Annotated in this window: 20 protein-coding genes and 1 tRNA gene; 10 read left to right on the forward strand and 11 right to left on the reverse strand. The window is 66.5% G+C overall.

From position 1 onward, the window contains the following. Positions 1 to 49 precede the first annotated feature (49 nt). Positions 50 to 1,276, reverse strand: coding sequence for an enoyl-ACP reductase FabV (gene fabV / locus GRB80_RS07440; protein ID WP_132042013.1), 1,227 nt, complete (start codon positions 1,274 to 1,276; stop codon positions 50 to 52). A gap of 173 nt (positions 1,277 to 1,449) precedes the next feature. Between fabV and GRB80_RS07445 the strand changes: the two genes are divergently transcribed. Beyond that, entirely contained in the window at positions 1,450 to 1,839 is a 390-nt protein-coding gene (locus GRB80_RS07445; protein ID WP_161423109.1) for a DUF7079 family protein, read from the forward strand. Between the two features lie 51 nt (positions 1,840 to 1,890). Here GRB80_RS07445 and GRB80_RS07450 read toward each other — a convergent pair whose 3' ends face one another. Genes GRB80_RS07450 through GRB80_RS07470 form a run of 5 tightly spaced genes read right to left on the reverse strand, consistent with a single transcriptional unit; the run spans position 1,891 to position 6,951 of the window. Next, a complete protein-coding gene (locus GRB80_RS07450) occupies positions 1,891 to 2,376 on the reverse strand; it encodes a glutathione peroxidase (RefSeq protein WP_132042083.1) in 486 nt (161 codons plus the stop codon). Positions 2,377 to 2,430: 54 nt separating this feature from the next. After that, positions 2,431 to 4,536 carry a transglutaminase TgpA family protein gene (locus tag GRB80_RS07455; protein ID WP_161423110.1) on the reverse strand — a complete coding sequence of 702 codons (2,106 nt, stop codon included), beginning with the start codon at positions 4,534 to 4,536 and terminating at the stop codon, positions 2,431 to 2,433. Beyond that, complete coding sequence (locus GRB80_RS07460) at positions 4,533 to 5,450, reverse strand: DUF58 domain-containing protein (RefSeq protein ID WP_161423111.1); 918 nt, start codon at positions 5,448 to 5,450, stop codon at positions 4,533 to 4,535. Before GRB80_RS07460 ends, GRB80_RS07455 begins: the two co-directional genes overlap by 4 nt. A gap of 41 nt (positions 5,451 to 5,491) precedes the next feature. Then, on the reverse strand, positions 5,492 to 6,418 hold the full coding sequence (locus GRB80_RS07465) for an AAA family ATPase (protein WP_161423112.1): 927 nt from the start codon (positions 6,416 to 6,418) through the stop codon (positions 5,492 to 5,494). Beyond that, positions 6,415 to 6,951 carry an NUDIX hydrolase gene (locus tag GRB80_RS07470; RefSeq protein WP_132042008.1) on the reverse strand — a complete coding sequence of 179 codons (537 nt, stop codon included), beginning with the start codon at positions 6,949 to 6,951 and terminating at the stop codon, positions 6,415 to 6,417. Before GRB80_RS07470 ends, GRB80_RS07465 begins: the two co-directional genes overlap by 4 nt. Positions 6,952 to 7,066: 115 nt before the next feature. On the opposite strand from GRB80_RS07470, the gene GRB80_RS07475 reads away from it, so the two are divergent. Next, positions 7,067 to 8,743: an acyl-CoA dehydrogenase family protein gene (locus GRB80_RS07475; protein ID WP_161423113.1), complete on the forward strand. Its 1,677-nt coding sequence runs from the start codon at positions 7,067 to 7,069 to the stop codon at positions 8,741 to 8,743. Between the two features lie 21 nt (positions 8,744 to 8,764). Here the strand turns inward: GRB80_RS07475 and GRB80_RS07480 are convergent, their stop codons facing one another. Together GRB80_RS07480 and rnk are read right to left on the reverse strand one after the other, a co-directional pair. After that, positions 8,765 to 9,385, reverse strand: coding sequence for a LysE family translocator (locus tag GRB80_RS07480; protein WP_161423114.1), 621 nt, complete (start codon positions 9,383 to 9,385; stop codon positions 8,765 to 8,767). A 10-nt stretch (positions 9,386 to 9,395) separates the two neighbouring features. Further along, positions 9,396 to 9,809, reverse strand: a complete 414-nt coding sequence (gene rnk / locus GRB80_RS07485; RefSeq protein ID WP_132042005.1) for a nucleoside diphosphate kinase regulator — start codon at positions 9,807 to 9,809, stop codon at positions 9,396 to 9,398. 235 nt (positions 9,810 to 10,044) lie between these two features. Between rnk and GRB80_RS07490 the strand changes: the two genes are divergently transcribed. From GRB80_RS07490 to GRB80_RS07500, 3 genes are read left to right on the forward strand one after another with little or no spacing between them, the layout of a single operon-like run. Further along, positions 10,045 to 10,194: a hypothetical protein gene (locus tag GRB80_RS07490; RefSeq protein WP_161423115.1), complete on the forward strand. Its 150-nt coding sequence runs from the start codon at positions 10,045 to 10,047 to the stop codon at positions 10,192 to 10,194. After that, a complete protein-coding gene (locus tag GRB80_RS07495) occupies positions 10,184 to 10,777 on the forward strand; it encodes an exopolysaccharide biosynthesis protein (protein ID WP_161423116.1) in 594 nt (197 codons plus the stop codon). Before GRB80_RS07490 ends, GRB80_RS07495 begins: the two co-directional genes overlap by 11 nt. Before the next feature lie 25 nt (positions 10,778 to 10,802). Next, a complete protein-coding gene (locus GRB80_RS07500; RefSeq protein WP_161423117.1) occupies positions 10,803 to 11,627 on the forward strand; it encodes a DUF1206 domain-containing protein in 825 nt (274 codons plus the stop codon). 141 nt (positions 11,628 to 11,768) lie between these two features. Here GRB80_RS07500 and GRB80_RS07505 read toward each other — a convergent pair. Next, positions 11,769 to 11,855 (reverse strand) — tRNA-Leu (locus GRB80_RS07505). 113 nt (positions 11,856 to 11,968) lie between these two features. Here GRB80_RS07505 and queA point away from each other — a divergent pair. The 5 genes from queA (at position 11,969) to secF (ending at position 17,547) form a co-directional block, all read left to right on the forward strand. Next, positions 11,969 to 13,009 (forward strand): tRNA preQ1(34) S-adenosylmethionine ribosyltransferase-isomerase QueA, encoded by a 1,041-nt coding sequence (gene queA / locus GRB80_RS07510; protein WP_161423118.1) that lies wholly within the window; start codon positions 11,969 to 11,971, stop codon positions 13,007 to 13,009. Positions 13,010 to 13,083: 74 nt separating this feature from the next. After that, positions 13,084 to 14,202 (forward strand): tRNA guanosine(34) transglycosylase Tgt, encoded by a 1,119-nt coding sequence (gene tgt, locus GRB80_RS07515; protein WP_202597302.1) that lies wholly within the window; start codon positions 13,084 to 13,086, stop codon positions 14,200 to 14,202. A 98-nt stretch (positions 14,203 to 14,300) separates the two neighbouring features. Next, a complete protein-coding gene (yajC, locus tag GRB80_RS07520; protein WP_132042000.1) occupies positions 14,301 to 14,633 on the forward strand; it encodes a preprotein translocase subunit YajC in 333 nt (110 codons plus the stop codon). 130 nt (positions 14,634 to 14,763) lie between these two features. Continuing rightward, on the forward strand, positions 14,764 to 16,614 hold the full coding sequence (secD, locus tag GRB80_RS07525; protein ID WP_161423120.1) for a protein translocase subunit SecD: 1,851 nt from the start codon (positions 14,764 to 14,766) through the stop codon (positions 16,612 to 16,614). Positions 16,615 to 16,623: 9 nt separating this feature from the next. Next, on the forward strand, positions 16,624 to 17,547 hold the full coding sequence (gene secF / locus GRB80_RS07530) for a protein translocase subunit SecF (protein WP_132041998.1): 924 nt from the start codon (positions 16,624 to 16,626) through the stop codon (positions 17,545 to 17,547). Positions 17,548 to 17,674: 127 nt separating this feature from the next. On the opposite strand, the gene GRB80_RS07535 is transcribed toward secF, so the two are convergent. Next, positions 17,675 to 18,136: an META domain-containing protein gene (locus tag GRB80_RS07535; protein ID WP_237561938.1), complete on the reverse strand. Its 462-nt coding sequence runs from the start codon at positions 18,134 to 18,136 to the stop codon at positions 17,675 to 17,677. After that, the gene (gene gloA, locus GRB80_RS07540) at positions 18,130 to 18,570 is read right to left on the reverse strand and encodes a lactoylglutathione lyase (protein WP_132041997.1); all 441 of its coding nucleotides are present in this window, start codon (positions 18,568 to 18,570) and stop codon (positions 18,130 to 18,132) included. Before gloA ends, GRB80_RS07535 begins: the two co-directional genes overlap by 7 nt. Positions 18,571 to 18,642: the final 72 nt, after the last annotated feature.

Genomic DNA, 18,642 nt, shown 5'->3' on the forward strand with positions numbered 1-18,642 from the left:
CCCTCCGGGTCTGCGAGTATCAGGCAGGCCGCCGGGAGGCGCCCTGCCCTTACAGGGTTACGACATCGAATTCCGCCACGGGATCCACGTCGGCATCATAGTCGACATCATCCCGCTCGAAGCCGAACAGCTTCAGGAACTCGTGCTTGTACCCAGCATAGTCGGTAATCTCGAAGAGGTTCTCGGTGGTCACGCGCGGCCAGAGCTCCTTGCACGCCTGCTGAACATCATCGCGCAGCTCCCAGTCATCCAGGCGCAGACGGCCGGCCTCATCGGTCTCGGCGCTGTCGCCCTGCCCCTCGCCCAGGTAGAGACGCTCGCCGAACAGCCGGTTGAGCTGATCGATGGTGCCCTCGTGCAGCCCCTTCTCCTTCATTACCTTGTAGACCATGGCGATATAGAGCGGCATGACTGGAATGGCCGCACTGGCCTGGGTCACCACCGACTTGAGCACCGCCACATTGGCGCCACCGCCGGTGGCCATAAGACGCTGATTGATCTCGCCGGCGGCGCGATCCAGATCCTCCTTGGCCTTGCCCAGGGCACCATGCCAGTAGATCGGCCAGGTGATCTCGGTACCGATATAGCTGAAGGCCACGCTGCGGGCACCGGGGGCCAGCACGCCGGCACGATCCAGGGCATCGATCCACAGTTCCCAGTCTTCACCGCCCATCACCGCTCGAGTATCCTCGATCTCCTGCTCGGTGGCGGGCTCGACCTCGGCCTCGATGATGGTGTCCTTGTTGGTATCGATGGCGGTGGCGCGATAGGTCTCGCCGATCGGCTTGAGGCTGGAACGCTTGAGCTCGCCCGAGTCGGGCAGCTTGCGTACCGGTGAAGCCAGCGAGTAGACCACCAGGTCGACCTGCCCCAGGTCCTGCTGGATCAGCTCGATCGCCTTCTCGCGGGCCTCATGGGAGAACGCATCGCCGTTGATCGACTTGCTGTAGAGTCCTTCGGCCTTGGCGAACTTGTCGAAGGCGGCGCTGTTGTACCAGCCGGCGGTGCCCGGCTTCTTCTCGCTGCCGGGCTTCTCGAAGAACACTCCCAGGGTATCGGCGCCGTAGCCGAAGGCGGCGGTGACGCGGGCCGCCAGGCCGTAGCCGCTGGAGGCGCCGATCACCAGCACCTTCTTGGGGCGCGGCTCTCCGTCACCGAGGGCCTTGTCCAGGCCGCGAGCCCGGGTCGCCTCGATCTGCTCGAGCACGTTCTTCTCGCAACCGACGGGGTGGGTAGTGGTGCAGATGAAACCGCGTACCTTGGGCTTGATGATCACGTCAGACCTCGCTGTTTGTGTGGTGGGCGGCCTCGGCCACCCTGTCATGGAGTGGTAATCGCTCTATTCTAGCCGTTCACATCCACCGCTGTCCGCCCTTGAGCCCGACCGGTAGCTGGGGCAGGATGCCGTCCTGAAGCTGGTTACCCTTGCCTAACCCCCGGGAGCAAACGATGGATGCCCAGACCCTGGTCGATGAACGCGGTGAACTGTGGCTGGCGCTGGCACCGCTATGGCTGGAGCGTGAACCCGGCGAGCGCGACTATGCGCAGATGCTCGAGGTGATCGAACGCCACGGGCTTACGGTCAACGAACTGGAGTGGGTGTTTCGCATCGAGCTGGCGCCGGTCCTGGCGCGCCACCAGATGTCGGTGGTCGGCGAGTGGCGGCGCTTCGACGAATATGCGCTGATGAAGCAGCTGGTGGCCCACAATCTGCGGCTCAAGGGGTGGCGACGCAAGAGCTGGGCGCTCTTCTCGGGGCTGACGACCATGATGACGCGGCATCGCTGGAACGAACTGATCGGCCGCCTGATGGTAGAGCGCGGCGAGACACCTCCATGATGAACAGGCTCTCGCAACGTCAGGCTGGAACGAGAGGATCTCGAGCCCCCCTCAGGTCTCATCCAGGGCCAGCTCGATGGCGATGCGTAGCTCATCCTCCCCGTCACGGGGCGAGAAGCGACGGATCACCCGGCCATCACGCCCCACCAGGAACTTGGTGAAGTTCCACTTGATCATGCCGGTGCCCAGCAGTCCGGGTGCCTGGCGCTTGAGCTCGACAAACAGCGGGTCGGCATCACCGCCGTTGACCTTCACCTTCTCCATCAGCGGAAAGCTGACCTGGTAGTCGCGCGCACTCAAGGTGCAGAACTCCTGCGCGGACTCCGGCGATTGGCGGCCAAACTGATTGCAGGGGAAGCCGATCACCATGAAACCACGTTGGCGATAACGTCGATAGAGTCGCTCCAGCTCACGCAGCTGGGGCGTGAAGCCGCAACGACTGGCGACATTGACGATAAGCAGCACCTGGCCACGCAGCGCGCCGAAGTTGAAGGGCTCGCCCTGGGCGGTGCGACACTGTTGATCGTGGATGGTCATGCGCGGGCCCCGATAGTCGATATCCTTCACGATGCCACGCCGCCCACGGCGGCGCTACCCCGGGCGACCCTGACTGGCCAATCGCCGCTTCACCTCGGCGACCCGACGCCCCAGGATCTGGCGGCGGCTGCGGCGCTCGCCGGGCCCCAGACGTGCATAGCGCAGGCGCTCGAACTGGTGGGCACAGTCACGCAGGGCGGGGCCAGCCGCTTCGGCGGAACCGGCCAGGCGGCGCAGATGAGCGGCCGGCGACTCTCCACCGTGGGGCGGCATGCCACGCCGCGTGAGCCAGGCCTGCAGCCGACGGATCCTGAGCGCCTCGTCGCGCCCCTCGCGATGCCCTCGCCAGGCGGCCCGTAACCCGACCAGCAATCCGCATAGCCCCACGCCCACCAGCACCAAGCCCATCAGCCACGTCAGGGGGGCGCGGCTGGAGAGCTGCTCCTGCAGGGCGTTCCAGAAGGCCTGGAGCCGTTCGACCACCCGGGCCACCAGTGCGCTGCGCGCTTCGTCGCGGTAGCCGATCACGCCACGCTGCCAGCGGTATTCCAGACGCTCCCAGTCCAGCCGCAGACGATTCACCCAACCCACGCCCCGCAGATGGAGCGGCGAGAAGGGGGCGTCGGCCAGATAGGCATCGCCAGCCCCCTCCACCGCCGCCGCGCCCTGCTCGATACGCTCAGGTGCGATGGCGGCAGTGGGATCCAGGCGCCGCCAGCTATCGTCCAGCCACACCTCGACCCACGCATGAGCGTCGTAGTCGCGCACCGTGAAGTGACCGTCCGGGTGGCGCTCACCGCCCAGGAAGCCCGCCACGATGCGTGCCGGCAACCCGACGGAGCGGGCCATTACCGCCATGGCCGAGGCGTAGTGGGTGCAGTAGCCGGCACGACTCTCGAACAGGAACTCGTCGACCCGATCGCGTGAGGTCAGCCGCGGTGGGGACAGGGTGTAGCGGAACGGCGCCTCGCCGAAACGCGACATCAGGGCCGCCAGGAAGGCCCGAGGCTCGCCCTCAGCCTGCTGCCACAGGCGCTGGGCCAGCTCACGGCTGCGTGGATTGCCCTCGGCGGGCAGTCGGGTGTGCCGATGCATACCCTGGGGCTCGAGCCAGCTCGGGGCCATGCCGCTGCTCGAAAGGTGCAGCAGATCACGCGAGGCGAGCGGCGTGAGCCCCTCCACGGTACCGTCGGCCAGCCAGCGCAGTCGCTCGCCGCTGATTTGAGGAGTGCCCAGCGAGGGACGCCAGGGGCGTCTATCAGGCTCGAGCAGCAGCTCGGCCTCGAAGCGCGGCGCAGTCACCGACGACCAGGGGGAGCGCCTCCCTTCTGCCACCCAGGGCGACTCTCCCTGTTCCAACGCCGTAGCAAAGCGCGACGGCGAGGCCCGTCGCCATCGCTCACCATCGAACTCCGAGAGGGTGTAGACCCGCCAGTAGCGCTCACCCGGAGCGGGTTCGTCCCCCTCGAAGCGCGCCCTGAAGGCACGGCGGTCGCTGCGCGACAGGTCGGCGATATCGCCAGGAGCGATCTCATCGGTCAGCCCCGTGGCGGCACGGTCGGCCTGGGGAAGGTTCCACAGCGGGCCGAAGCGCGGAAAGCCCAGGAACAGCAGCACCATCAGCGGCGCCGCCAGCCCCAGCAGCCAGGCGCTCTCGTGCCACGCCTGCCGCGCATTGGCAGCGCCAGCCAGCCACACCAACGAGTAGATCAGCCAGGCCACCGCCAGCAGTGCCACGGCGGCCATGGCGATGCCCTGGCTGTGCAGGAAGGCCACCGTGGTGGCGACCATGCCGATCAGCACGACCACTCGAGCGTCACGGCGGCTGTGGGTCTCGAGCAGCTTGAGCAGATAGACCCCGAGCAGCAGGCCGATCATCGCCTCCATGCGCCCGAGGGTGCCGTAGTGCAGCCACAGGCCACCGGCCAGGGCCGCGACGCCGACCAGGCGCAGCACGACCCCGGCACGAGGCAGGCGACGACGCAGCTGAAGATAGCGGTAACCGGCTACCAGGGCGGCGAGGCCGCCCAGCCAGGCGGGCATGTAGGTCAGATGCAGGGCCAGCACCAGACACTGACCGACAAACAGCCGGCGCAGCATGAACGCACTCAGGGTATGACCATCAGCCAGCACCACCGCCCCCGCCGCGCGTCGACTCATGGTGTGCCTCCCGGGTTGCTGCCGGAACGAAAGCGCGCCAGCGCCGTCAGCGCCTGGCGGCGCTGGGAGGCCCCCTCGCCCTGAGCGAGGGTCACCCCCGGCAGGCGCAGTCCGAAGCGATCACCGGCCTGGTGATGGGTCAGCACCCGTGCACAGAGGGTCGACAGGCGCGTCTCGAGATCACCACGACAGCCATCGTAATCCAGCCAGAGCTGCTGGCGTGGCGGTGTGCTGAAGACCTTGGCCGTCAGCACACCGGTGCGGCTCCACTGCTTCCAGGCCAGTCGCGCCGGGCTGTCACCCGGCACGGCGCGGCGCAGACCGGCGAAATCGCCCGACTCGAGACCCGGCCCGGCATGGCGGTGCTCATTAATCTCCTCGCCCCGGGGGCGCGGGTAGACCAGCAGCGCCTCGTCACTCGCCAGCCAGGCGACGGCGCGGACCAGGCCCAGCGGCCAGGCGCTCTCCAGGCGCAGCAGCGGCAGGCGTTGTTCCCCTCGGGGGCAGGCCGGCAGACGCAGGGTGGCCTCGCCACGCCCCGTGGCAAGATCCAGGATGGTACTCCCTGCCCTGGCACTCTCTTCTGTGACCCTCCCCCCTGCGGCATGCACCTCGATGGCATGGCGCGGGCGCCCTCCTTCCAGGACCACACCGAGGCGCACCTCGTCGCCGGCGAAGGTCTCGGCGGGCAGGCGCAGAGTGGCACGCACGCCGAGCAGATTGCGCCAGGTCCGCAGCAGCGCCACGCTCGCCACGGCAAACAGCCAGAAGGAGAGAGCGTAGGCGAGGCTGTTCTGGTAATTGATACCAAGCAACAGCAACAGCAGGACCAGCACCGCCCAGCCCACCCCGAAGCGAGTGGGGAGCAGAAAGAGGCGACGCTGGGGCAGCGCCATGCCCGGCGCGATCGCCATGCGTCGCCACCAGCGCCGCCCCGCCGACCGGGTGAGCACGACTACCCCATCACCGCCACGCGGCCCAGTAGATGGTTGGCCAGGGCCTCGCCCTCCTCCCGCCGACCGCTGCTCAGGCGATGTCCCACCACCGGTCCCCATACCGCCTGCACATCCTCGGGCAGCACGTGATCGCGCCCCTCGAGCAACGCCCAGCCGCGCGCCGCCTGAAGCAGCGCCAGGGCGCCGCGAGTCGAGAGCCCCCAGGCCAGCTCGGGATGGTCGCGGCTGGCGGCAACCAGCGCCTGCACATAGTCGAGCAGCGGCTCGGCCACATGGATATCGGCCAGCTTCGCCTGCCAGGCGCGGAGCCGCTCGGCGTCCAGCAGTGCCGGCAGCCTGGCCAGATGCTCGCGACCCGCACGACCGCTCAGGATCTCGCGCTCTGCCCGGGCATCGGGGTACCCCAACGAGAGACGCATCAGGAAGCGGTCGAGCTGAGACTCGGGCAGCGCGAAGGTACCCGCCTGCTCCTGGGGGTTCTGGGTGGCAATGACGAAGAAGGGGTCCGGCAGCGAGCGGGTCTCCCCCTCCACGGTCACCCTGCCCTCCTCCATGGCCTCGAGCAGAGCACTCTGGGTCTTGGGGGTGGCGCGGTTGATCTCATCGGCCAGCACCACGCCGTGGAAGATTGGCCCGGGATGGAAGGTGAAACGCGCCTCACGCGGATCGAACACCGAGACACCGAGCACATCGGCAGGCAGCAGGTCACTGGTGAACTGCAGGCGCTGCATGCCCAGTCCAGTCACCCTGGCCAGGGCCTGGGCCAGGGTAGTCTTGCCCAGGCCCGGCAGGTCCTCGATCAGCAGATGTCCACGACACAGCAGGCAACAGAGCGCCAGTCGCACCTCGCGAGACTTGCCCAGCACCACCCTTTCGAGGGCTGCCGTCACGGCGTCCAGGTCGGTGAGGTTCACGGGCCGGTTCATGCAGCGCCCTCCAGCAGCCCCGCGTCACGCAGAGCCTCAACGGCCTGTCGGGTATCCGGGGTAATGCCGTCCAGGGCCAGGGCCTCGGCGGGCGGCAGCCAGAACGCCTCGGCCACCTCCTCGGCCTGGAGGGCCAGGGGCCCATCATGTTCGACCAGGTAGAGACTCCCGAAGATATGGTTGCCATCCCGGGCATGCACGAAGTCTCCCGCCGGCATCAGCGTCGCACCGTGGATGCCCAGCTCCTCCTCGAGCTCGCGACGGGCCGCCAGATGAACCGCCTCCCCGGCCCCCACCACGCCACCGGCGGCCAGGTCGAGCCCGCCGGGGAAGACCTCCTTGGTCAGGGTGCGGCGCTGGACGCAGAGCTCGCCACGAGCATTGCACACCACCACATAGGTGGCACGGTGCCAGAAGCGGAAACGACGCATCTCGGCGCGCCAGGCACTGCCGCATGGGCGATTGCGGGAATCCACCAGCTGGATGCGCTCGCGGGCGATATGCGGCGCCGGCAGACGCGAATCATCGATCATGGCTGTGCTCCCGAAAAAATGCCTTCAGCCTAACCAGTCCCGGGCGTGACGTCACGTTGACCGCGCGCCCAGCGAGTTCCATGCTCAAGCTAGGCCGCCGACGCGGAGAGCCGCCATGCCCGATCACGCCCCCCGTATTCACCTGACTACCCACGAGGTAGCCAACCAACCGCCCCCGGGTGGCGACCGCGACCTGCTGATCGATGATCTTCCTCTGCGTGAGGCCCTGGCCCGGGAAGCGCCGCCCTGGGTAACCGAGCATCTGGCCCCCCTGGGGCGCGAGATCGGCAGCGAGCGCGTTCGTGACCTGGGTGAGCAGGCCAACCGTCACCCCCCCGAGCTGAGGCTCTTCGACCGCCATGGGCGGCGGCTCGATGAGGTGGTCTACCACCCGGCCTATCACCAGCTGATGGACCTGGCCATCGAGGGCGGCTGGCACGCCGTGGCCTGGCAGCAGGAGGGCCGTGGCGGCCACCAGGCCCATGTCGCCGCCCTCTATCTGATGACCCAGGCCGAGCCGGGGTTCTGCTGCCCGGTAACCATGACCCATGCCGCCATGCCGGTGCTGCGCCACTCGCCCGGCGTGGCGGCCCGCTGGGTACCGGGGCTGCTGGCCAACCACTATGATTCTCGTGCCCTGCCGGCAAGCCAGAAACAGGGGCTGACCTTCGGCATGGCCATGACCGAGAAGCAGGGCGGCAGCGATGTCAGAAGCAATTCAACCCAGGCCCAGCCCAGCGCCACCCCTCAGGGAGAGCCCGCCGAGGGCGGCTGGCGACTGACCGGCCACAAGTGGTTCTGCAGCGCCCCCATGTCCGACTCCTTCCTGACGCTGGCCCAGACCGGAGCTGGGCTGGGCTGCTTTCTCGTACCGCGCTTCACCCCCGATGGTGAACGCAATACCATCGAGATTCAGCGACTCAAGGACAAGTGCGGCAATCGTGCCAATGCCTCGGCGGAGATCGAGTACCACGGTGCCTGGGCCGAGCCCATCGGGGCACTCGATCGCGGCATCGCCACCCTCCTCGAGATGGTGCAGCAGACCCGTCTGGATGCCGCTACCGCCCCGGTGGGCATGATGCGCCAGGCCCTGGTCGAGGCCTGGCTCCACGCCCAGGGCCGCCAGGTCTTCGGCCGGGTGCTGGCCGAGCAGCCGCTGATGCGGACGGTGATCGCCGACATGGCGCTGGAGGTGGAGGCCGGTGTCGCCCTTTCGCTGCGCACCGCCCGCGCCTTCGACGGCGCGGCCCGGGGCGATCCCAGCGAACGCACCCTGGCCCGGCTGATGCCGGCACTGGCCAAGTACTGGCACAACAAGCGGGGGCCCGGGTTCATCGCCGAGGCCATGGAGTGCCTGGGTGGCATCGGCTATGTGGAGGAGGCACCGCTGGCGCGCCTCTACCGCGAGGCACCGGTCAACTCGATCTGGGAGGGCTCGGGCAATGTCATCTGCCTGGACGTGCTCCGGGCGCTTGCACGCCACCCCGAGGTGGTGGAGGCACTATGGCAGGAGCTGGCCCCGGCGCGGGGGCAACAGAGCGAGCTGGACGCCGCCCTGGTTGATCTGGAGCGACTGCTCGACGCCCCTCCGCCGGAGCGGGAACCAAGGGCGCGCTGGCTCGTCCAGCGCCTGGCTCAGTGCCTGCAGGGGGCATTGCTGCTGCGCCATGCCCCGAATGCGGTCGGCGAGACCTTCTGCCGAACGCGGCTGGGCAGCGAGGCGAGCCCCGCCTATGGCGTGTTGCCCATGGGAGCTCCAATCGCGGAGATACTCGCACGCCTGCCCGGCTAGGCGTTCAGCCAGGCTAGGAGTTCAGCCCGGCAGCGCTCCGGCGACGACCCGCGCCGCCAGGGCCAGGAGCATGACGCCGGTGGCGCGATTGATCCAGTGGGCATGTCGCTGCAACCAGGGCAATACCCGGGAGTGGGAGAGCCCCAGGGCCACCAGTACGTACCAGCCGCCATCGATCAGCATGGCGGTGAACACGATCACCCCTTGAGCCATCAGGCTCATGCCCGGGCTGATGAACTGGCTGAGCAGGGCGATGAAGAACAGGATCAGCTTGGGGTTGCCCAGCGCCACCAGTACACCATCGCGAGCCGCCTGGCGGCGTGTGGTCGCCACCACCCCCGCCTCCAGTGGGCCGTGGCGCCCGGCTCGCAGCGCTCGTATGCCCAGCCAGGCCAGATACGCCGCACCGCCCCAGCCAATGATCTGGAACAGCATCGGCTGACGCACGATCAGCGCGCCCAGCCCCCACACGGTGAGCAGTGCATAGAAGCCGACGCCCAGGGCATGCGAGAGCCCTGCCACCACGCCAGGGGCACGACCGCCACCCAGGGTATGGCGCAGGACCATGGCCAGGCTGGGGCCCGGCGACATGGCCCCCATGGCACATACCGCCGCCAGAGAGAGCCATAGAGAGAAAGGCATCGCGGCGGCCTCAGCGGTGGTACTGCTTCTCGCGTTCGGGCTGCCACAGAACGGCATCTATCCGCAGATGCACCTGACCACCGTCGGGCAGCGGCCAGTCGATGGTGTCACCGACCCGCTGGCCGATCAGACCGGCACCTACCGGCGCCATCACCGAGATGGCATCCTCCACCTCACCCATCGAATGGGGGTAGACCAGGGTGCGCGTCATCTGACGGTCGCGTTTCAGATCGGTGAACTGGACGCGGCTATTCATGCTGACCACATCCTCGGGAATTTCCTCGGGATCTACCACCTCGCCACGCTCGAGCTCTTCCTCGAGAGCATCGGCCACAAAGCGGTCCTTGTCACTGGCCTCATCAATGAGACGCTGCAGACGATCGGCATCGAGCCGATTGATGGTAATAGGGGGACGAGACAGCATGACACCTCCTGCACGCTGATAAACGATCATTGGCGCTTACCAAGAAAACCAACAAAGACAGTCCCTCACCCGCGAGTGGGCGAAGGACTGCAAAGTTCCACCATACGACATCCCGCGACGCCGCAACAGTCCTTGCATCATTCAGTCCATTCGCGCGCAGTTCACCCCGCATGGCGGGCTGCAGCCTGCTATGCGACCGACTAGACTGGAAGCCCACTTGAAAACGGAAGATGTCATGTCAATTCGACCGTTCGCCTGGCTGATGATCGGACTGGGCATACTGCTTCCCATCATGGGCTGGCAAGTCGCCAGCCCTGCCGGTTTCGTCGGCCCGGCACTGATCCTGCTGGGAACCCTGTTACTGGTGACCCGCCGTGGACGCTGAGCGCGGCCCCACCAGTCTGAGCGGCCTGCTGGCACGGGTCAGACAGGCCGGCCAGCATGAAGGCAGCATCAGCCTTGGTGCCATTCTGGAGACGGTCGGGCGTCGCAGTTTCGCTCCCTTCCTGCTGCTCGCCGGCCTGATAACGCTGGCTCCCCTGGTCGGCGATATCCCGGGCATGCCGACACTGATGGCGAGTCTGGTGTTGCTGGCGGGCGGTCAACTCCTGCTGGGGCGGCGACGCATCTGGCTACCGCGATGGCTGCTGGAGCGCCGCATCTCGCGCGAGCGCTTTCACCGCCTGCTGGGCTGGCTGGAACACCCCGCCGGCTGGGCGGACCGGTTGCTGCATCAGCGCCTGACCGCGTTGACCCGCCCCCCGGCCCATGTTGTCGTGGCCGTGGTCTGCCTGGTGATCGCACTGGCCATGCCGCCCATGGAGTTCATCCCCTTCAGTGCCAACGGCGCCGGTCTCGCGCTGACCCTGTTCGGTCTGGCCCTGCTCGCCGACGATGGCCTGTTCGCCCTGGCGGGCTATCTGCTCACCGGTGGCACCCTGGCCGTGGTCGTCTTCAGCCTGACCTGAGTCACACCTGCGATACGGAGTCCCCATGACACCTCCCAGCTCTCATCCCAAGAAGCATCTCAAGCGGGGGCTCTCCGTGGCGGCGCGCATCGGCTATATCGCCAAGGGAGTCGTCTATCTGCTGATCGGGGGCCTGGCCGTGCTGGCCGCAACCGGCCTGGGAGGTGAGCATGCGGGCACCAAGGAGTCCATCAACCAGCTGATCCAACGCCCATTCGGGGACACCATGGTGGGACTGCTCGGCGCCGGGCTGTTCGCCTATGCTCTCTGGCGACTGCTGCAGGCCCTGCTGGACAGCGAGGACGCTGGCCGCGGAGCCAAGGGCGTCGTCACGCGTCTGGGCTTCACGGTCAGCAGCCTGACCCACGCCAGCCTCGGGGTCTACTGCATCGACCTGCTGCGCAATGCGGCGATGTCATCGGGCGACACTGCCGCCCAGGACCGTACGGCCCTGCTGATGAGTCACCAGGGAGGTGTCATTCTGGTCTTCTGTGTCGGCCTGGTATTCCTGGGAGTCGGCCTGCGCCAGCTATGGCGAGCCATCACCCGAAGCTACCTCGACAACTGGCATCATCGCCAGATGTCGACCGGCCAGCGCCGCTTCTTCGAGGGCATTACCCGCTGGGGCCTCCTGGCACGGGGCGTGGTCTTCATGATCATCGGCCTGTTCCTGTGCCTGGCGGCCTGGCAAACAGACCCCAGCCAGGCCCAGGGCCTCGGTGGCGCGCTGACGGTGCTGGCCGCCCGTCCCTTCGGTCCCTGGCTGCTCGGTGCAGTGGCTCTCGGTCTGTTCAGCTACGGCCTCTACTGCCTGATCAACGCCGCCTTTCGGGACACCAGCGTCGACTGATTCATGCACGCCTCCCCCCCGGGAGTGGGTGTGAACGCTACTCAGCACCCGATGGCCGAGTCGGCGCAGCCCCAATGGCCGTGACGGCGCAGAGAAGGGCTAGAAACGCGAACAGCCGCTCGTAGGCGGCTGTTCTGGAACTGGTACCGGCGGTCGGACTCGAACCGACAAGAGGTTGCCCCCGGCGGATTTTGAATCCGCTGCGTCTACCAATTCCGCCACGCCGGCAACGCGCGAAGCATTATACGTACACCCGGCCGCAGGTCAATCGCGGACCTGACTTCAGGCGACCAAGCCGGTATCCTAGGCGACTTGCCAGAAACCACCGGATCCCGAACCGCATGCAGCGAGCCGACTTCCATTTCGAGCTTCCCGACGAACTTATCGCCCGCTACCCCTCCGAGCAGCGTACCGACTGCCGGCTGCTGTGCGTGGATGGCCCGAGCGGGGAGCTATCCCACCGCCGCTTCCCGGATCTGCTCGAGATTCTCGAACCGGGCGATCTGCTGGTGTTCAACGACACCCGGGTGATCCCGGCGCGGCTCCATGGTCACAAGGCCAGCGGAGGCAGGGTGGAGATGCTGCTCGAGCGCCCCCTGGATGCTCACCGCGGCCTGGCCCACTTGCGCTCCAGCAAGTCGCCCAGGCCCGGCACCGTGCTGGTCTTCGAGGGCGACGTCCGGGCCGTGGTGGAGGGCCGCCGCGACGCCCTGTTCGAGCTGCGCTTCCTCGGCGAGACGCCGCTGATCGAGCTTCTCGAGCGCCATGGCCACATGCCGCTGCCGCCCTATATCGACCGCGACGACGAGCGCAACGACCGCGAGCGCTACCAGACCGTCTATGCACGACGCGATGGCGCAGTCGCCGCCCCCACCGCGGGGCTGCACTTCGACGAGCCCCTGCTCGAGCGGCTGGCCGAAAAGGGTATCGAGCGCGCCTTCGTCACCCTTCACGTGGGGGCCGGCACCTTCCAGCCGGTACGGGTCGATGATATCCGCGAACACCAGATGCACAGCGAGTGGCTGGAGGTGAGCGAGGAGACCTGCGCCAAGGTAGAGGCCGCCCGCGCGTCCGGCCGCCGCGTCATCGCCGTGGGCACCACCAGCGTACGCTGCCTGGAGAGTGCCTGCGCCAAGAGCACGGATGGCGAGATCGCCCCCTATCGCGGCGAGACCGATATCTTCATCTATCCGGGCTACGAATGGCGCTGCGTCGATGCCCTGATCACCAACTTCCACCTGCCGGAGTCCACCCTGCTGATGCTGGTGGCCTCCTTCGCCGGGTACGACACCACCCTCGCGGCTTATCGCGAGGCGGTCGCCAAGTGCTACGCCTTCTTTAGTTATGGCGATGCCATGTTTTTGACCCGCCAGGGCTCCTGACTCGCCCAACCTCCTGCTCCGTCAACGCACCCGATGCGCCCAATTTCGAGACTCACATGCGTAACGAATGCTTCATGACCTTCGAGCACCTGGCCAGCGATGGCCGGGCGCGCCGCGGCCGCCTCACCTTTCCCCGAGGCAGCGTCGAGACCCCTGCTTTCATGCCGGTGGGCACCTATGGCACCGTCAAGGGGATGACGCCCCAGTCGGTCGAGGAGATCGGCGCCGAGATCATCCTCGGCAATACCTTCCACCTCTGGCTGCGCCCCGGCATGGAGGTGATCGAGGGCCACGGCGACCTGCACGACTTTGCCCAGTGGCACAAGCCGATCCTTACCGACTCCGGCGGCTTTCAGGTCTTCTCCCTGGGCGCCATGCGCAAGATCACCGAGCAGGGCGTCCACTTCCGCTCGCCGGTGGATGGCGCCAAGGTCTTCATGGGCCCCGAGGAGTCCATGGCAGTGCAGCGCTCGCTGGGCTCCGACGTGGTGATGATCTTCGATGAGTGCACCCCCTACCCGGCTACCGAGAAGGAAGCACGGCTCTCCATGGAGCGCTCGCTGCGCTGGGCAGAACGCTCACGCGATGCCCATGGCAGCTCCCCTTCTGCGCTGTTCGGCATCGTCCAGGGCGGCATGTATCCCGAACTCCGCGAACGCTCCCTCGAGGGGCTGATCAAGATCGGCTTCGATGGCCTGGCCATCGGTGGGCTCTCGGTGGGCGAACCCAAGGAGGAGATGATCCGGGTACTCGACTACCTGCCCGGCTGGATGCCCGAGGACAAGCCCCGCTACCTGATGGGGGTGGGCAAGCCCGAGGACCTGGTGGAAGGCGTGCGCCGGGGCGTCGACATGTTCGACTGCGTGATGCCGACCCGCAACGCCCGCAACGGCCATCTATTTACCGCCACGGGCACCGTGAAGATCCGCAACGCCCGCCACCGCCACGACACCGGCCCGCTGGATGAAGAGTGCGACTGTTATACCTGTCAGCACTTCTCCCGTGCCTATCTGCACCATCTGGATCGCTGCGGTGAAATGCTCGGTTCGATGCTCAATACCATCCATAACCTGCGCCACTACCAGCGACTGATGGCCGGTTTGCGCGGTGCCATTGAAGCGGGTACATTGGCGAACTTCGTGGAAGGCTTCTATGCCCGGCGCGGCCTGCCGGTGCCTCCCGCCCCGAATTGACGGCAACCGGTACCGGTTCTTCAGGGCCCGGTACCGGTTTCGACTGCCTCGCGAGAGAGACAGCCCCCTTACCTACCTCAATCAGGAGACCCTCATCAATGCTGGATTTCTTCATCGCCCCGGCCTATGCCCAGGATGCCCCCGCCGGTGGCGGCATCGCCCAGATCGTCATGCTGGTCGGCTTCGTTGCCATCTTCTACTTCCTGCTGTGGCGCCCCCAGGCCAAGCGTGCCAAGCAGCACAAGCAGCTTATCGCCGGCCTCGCCAAGGGTGACGAGATCGTCATCGGCGGCGGCATGCTCGGCCGCATCACCAAGGTCAGCGACGACAGCGAATTCCTGACCATGGAGATTGCCGAGGGCACCCAGGTCAACGTGCAGAAGAACGCCGTGGCCGCCGTGCTGCCCAAGGGCACCATCAAGTCCATCTGACCCGTTTCCTGCCCGGTGCCGGCATCTCGCACGCCGGCGCCGACCTTCGACCGCCGCCGGCCATGCCGGTGGCGACCGTAGTGTGATCGCGTCAGCTCCCCCTTCGTCAGCAACCTAGGACAGGGCCCGCATGCTCAACCGTTATCCCCTGTGGAAGTATCTGCTGATACTCATCGTCCTGCTCGTCGGCCTGGTCTACTCGTTACCCAATCTGTTCCCTGAAGATCCGGCGATTCAGATCAGCAGCGAGCGCGGTGATGCCACCGTCGATGAGCGCCAGCTCGAGCGCATCCAGTCATCCCTGGCCGATGCCGGCATCGAGATCAAGAACGTCGAACGCAGTCCGACCAGCACCCTGCTGCGTCTGGGCAACCCCGATGCCCAGCTCGCCGCCCGCGATCGCGTCGCCGCGATGCTCGGCGAAGAGTATGTGGTCGCCCTCAACCTGGCCGAATCGACCCCGGCGTGGCTGCAGTCGCTCTCCGCCTCCCCCATGACCCTGGGGCTCGACCTGCGTGGTGGCGTGCATTTCCTGCTGGAAGTGGACATGGCGGCCGCCGTGAATCAGCGCCTGGAAGTCAATGCCAGCGCCATACGCGAACAACTACGCGATGAGCGCATTCGTTACCGTGATACCCGGATCGATGGGCGAACCCTGACGTTCGCCTTCATCGATGCCGAGGACCGCAACACCGCACGCAGCCTGATCAGCCGCGAGTTCCCCGATTTCCAGTACGAGAACCTCGGGGATGGGCGCGGTGCCGCCCTGGCCATGACCCTGACAGACCAGGCGGTCAACGCGATTCAGGACTACGCCATCAACCAGAACCTGACCACCCTGCGTAACCGGGTAAACGAACTGGGCGTGGCAGAGCCGCTGGTACAGCGCCAGGGGCCGGATCGCATCGTGGTCGAGCTGCCCGGGGTCCAGGATACGGCGGAGGCCAAGCGCATCGTCGGTGCCACCGCCAACCTGGAGTTCCGCCTCGAGGCACGTCCCGATACGCCCGACAGCGAGATAGAGACCCTGGCGTTCCGGAATACGCCTTCGCGCAGTGCCGATCTGATGCGCGACGTGATCATCACCGGTGACCAGGTCTCCAACGCCAACCGCAGCTTCGATGAGAACGGCCGCCCCCAGGTCAACATCAACCTGGACGGCACCGGCGGCACCCTGATGAACCGCGCCACCCGCACCAACATCGGCCGCAACATGGCGGTGGTCTATATCGAACACAAGACCCGCGACAGCGTGAAGGTGGTCGATGGCGAGAAGACGGTGGTACGCGACCCCTATACCGAACGCGGCATCATCAGTCTGGCCACCATCCAGAGTGCCCTGGGCAACAGCTTTCGCATCACCGGGCTCGACTCGCCCACCGAGGCGGCGGAGCTCTCGCTGCTGCTGCGCTCGGGTTCGCTGGCCGCGCCGATCTACTTCGTGCAGGAACGTACCATCGGCCCAAGCCTCGGGGCGGAGAACATCAAGCGCGGGGTGATGTCGGTGCAGATCGGCCTGCTGCTGGTGGTGCTCTTCATGCTGATCCGCTACAAGGTGTTCGGCATCTTCGCCAATCTGGCCCTGGCCCTCAACCTGACCCTGCTGGTGGCGGCGATGTCGATGCTCGGCGCCACCCTGACCCTGCCCGGCATCGCCGGCATCGTGCTGACCCTGGGCATGGCTGTGGACGCCAACGTGCTGATCTTCGAGCGAATACGCGAGGAGCTGCGCACGGGCCTCTCGGTACAGCAGGCGATACACGCAGGCTACGAGCGCGCCTTCACCTCCATCGTCGACGCCAACATCACCACCCTGCTGGTGGCGGTGATTCTATTCTCGATCGGCACCGGACCGGTCAAGGGCTTCGCCGTGACCCTGTCGCTGGGTATTCTCACCTCGCTGTTCACCGCCCTGATGGTGACCCGCGCCATGGTGAATCTCGTCTATGGCGGCAAGCCGGTCAAGAAGCTCTGGATATAAGAGGTGATCATGAAAAGCCTGCCCAATCGACAGATTGACTTCATGAGCAAGCGGAAGATCGCCTTCGGGATCTCCGCCCTGCTGATTTTGGCATCCCTCGTCTCGCTGCTGTTCCAGCAGCTCAGCCTGGGCCTGGACTTCACCGGCGGCACTCTGGTGGAGGTGCGCTACGCCGTGGCGCCCTCCCTGGATGCAGTACGCCAGACGCTGGAATCCGCCGAGTTCCGCGACGTCTCGGTGCAGACCTTCGGCGCCGCCAATGAGGTACTGATTCGTCTGCAGCAGGCCTTCGATGCCGACGTCGGCGACCGTGTGGTGGAGCTGCTGCGCCATGGCGGCGAGGAGGTCAGCCTGGTTCGCGCCGAGTTCGTGGGCGCCCAGGTGGGTGACCAGCTGCGCGACCAGTCCGGTCTCGGGCTGCTGGTGGCGCTGGGCATCGTGATGCTCTACGTGGCCTTCCGTTTCCAGTACAAGTTCGCGGTCGGCGCACTGCTGGCCCTGATGCATGACGTGATCATCGTGGTCGGTGCCTTCTCGCTGTTCCAGATCGAGTTTGACCTGACCGTGCTGGCTGCCGTGCTGGCGGTGATCGGCTACTCGCTCAATGACACCATCGTGGTCTACGACCGCATCCGCGAGAACATCCGCAAGTCACGCATCGACGACATGCCGGCGATCTTCAACGACTCGCTCAACCAGACCCTGTCGCGCACCCTCGCCACCTCCGGCACTACCCTGCTGGTGCTGGTCGCCCTGCTGCTGCTGGGTGGCGACATGATCGAGGGCTTCGCCATCGCCCTGATCATCGGCGTGGTAATCGGCACCTTCTCCTCCATCTATGTAGCCTCGGCACTGCTGATCGCGATCAAGCTGAATCGCGAGGATCTGATCCCGGCACAGAAGGAGGACCCGGAGGCCGAAGAGCTGCCGTAGGCAACATGCCGACAAGCCGCAACGCAAGCGCCCCGCCAAGCAGTTGAACGTCAGCTCGGCGGGGCGCTTCTCTTTTACGCTTCTTTTTCCGTTGCCCATAGGCCGGAACACAGGACCCGGGACCGTCTCAATTGGCCTCTCGCCAGCCCCCCAGCACCCGCTGGTCGGGACCGAAGAACACCAGGCGATCGTGATCGATCAGGTAGCGGTAGGCGCTCTCCAGCATGGTGGTGACCCGTGCGGCCTCATCCAGCCGGGGGCAGCCACGACGGGTGGTGGCAAGTTCGAGGACCTCGATGCGTTGGCTATCCCCGAGACGCACCTGGCCATGCATCTCGTTGCAGCCGTCGCTGCCGACCAGGCGACCGTCACGATCGATCTCGAACCAGGGGGTCTCGGGCATCGACAGCCGCTCGCTGGTGCCCACCAGCAGCAGATTCCAGCGCTGCTCCACCACCGGGCCGCTCAGCTCACCCTCGACCGACTCGCCAGGCGCCGGTGCATGACTGCTACAGCCGGCCAGCAGGACCAGCGCAGCGAGCGCCGTCAGTGATACCACCGCCCGGGTCATGCGCGTCAGGGTTACCATGTGCCGGTGTTCTCCATGGATGCCCAGGGCTCGCGGGGCGGCAGTGCCTCGCCCTTCTGCAACAGCTCCACCGAAATACCGTCGGGGCTTCGCACGAAGGCCATATGGCCATCTCGGGGCGGGCGATTGATGGTCACGCCGGCCTCCTGCAGCTTCTCGCAGAGCGCGTAGATATCATCCACGCGGTAGGCCAGGTGGCCGAAGTTGCGCCCCCCATCGTACTCCTCGGGGTCCCAGTTGTAGGTCAGCTCCAGCTCCGGCGCCTTGAGCTCCGCCGAGCGTGCCTCATCCTCGGGGGCAGCCAGGAAGACCAGGGTGAAGCGCCCCTTGTCGTTCTCCTTGCGACGCACCTCCTTGAGGCCCAGCAGGTCACAATAGAAGCGCAGCGACGCATCGAGGTCGCTGACGCGCACCATAGTATGCAGGTACTGCATGTGAGACTCCTTGTGGTGTAGCGTGAGTGATCAGTGTAAACCGCAACAGAAGGGAGGTGTAATGAGAAGGTG

The organism is Halomonas icarae (assembly GCF_009901955.1).
In the GTDB taxonomy this organism is placed as follows: domain Bacteria; phylum Pseudomonadota; class Gammaproteobacteria; order Pseudomonadales; family Halomonadaceae; genus Halomonas; species Halomonas icarae.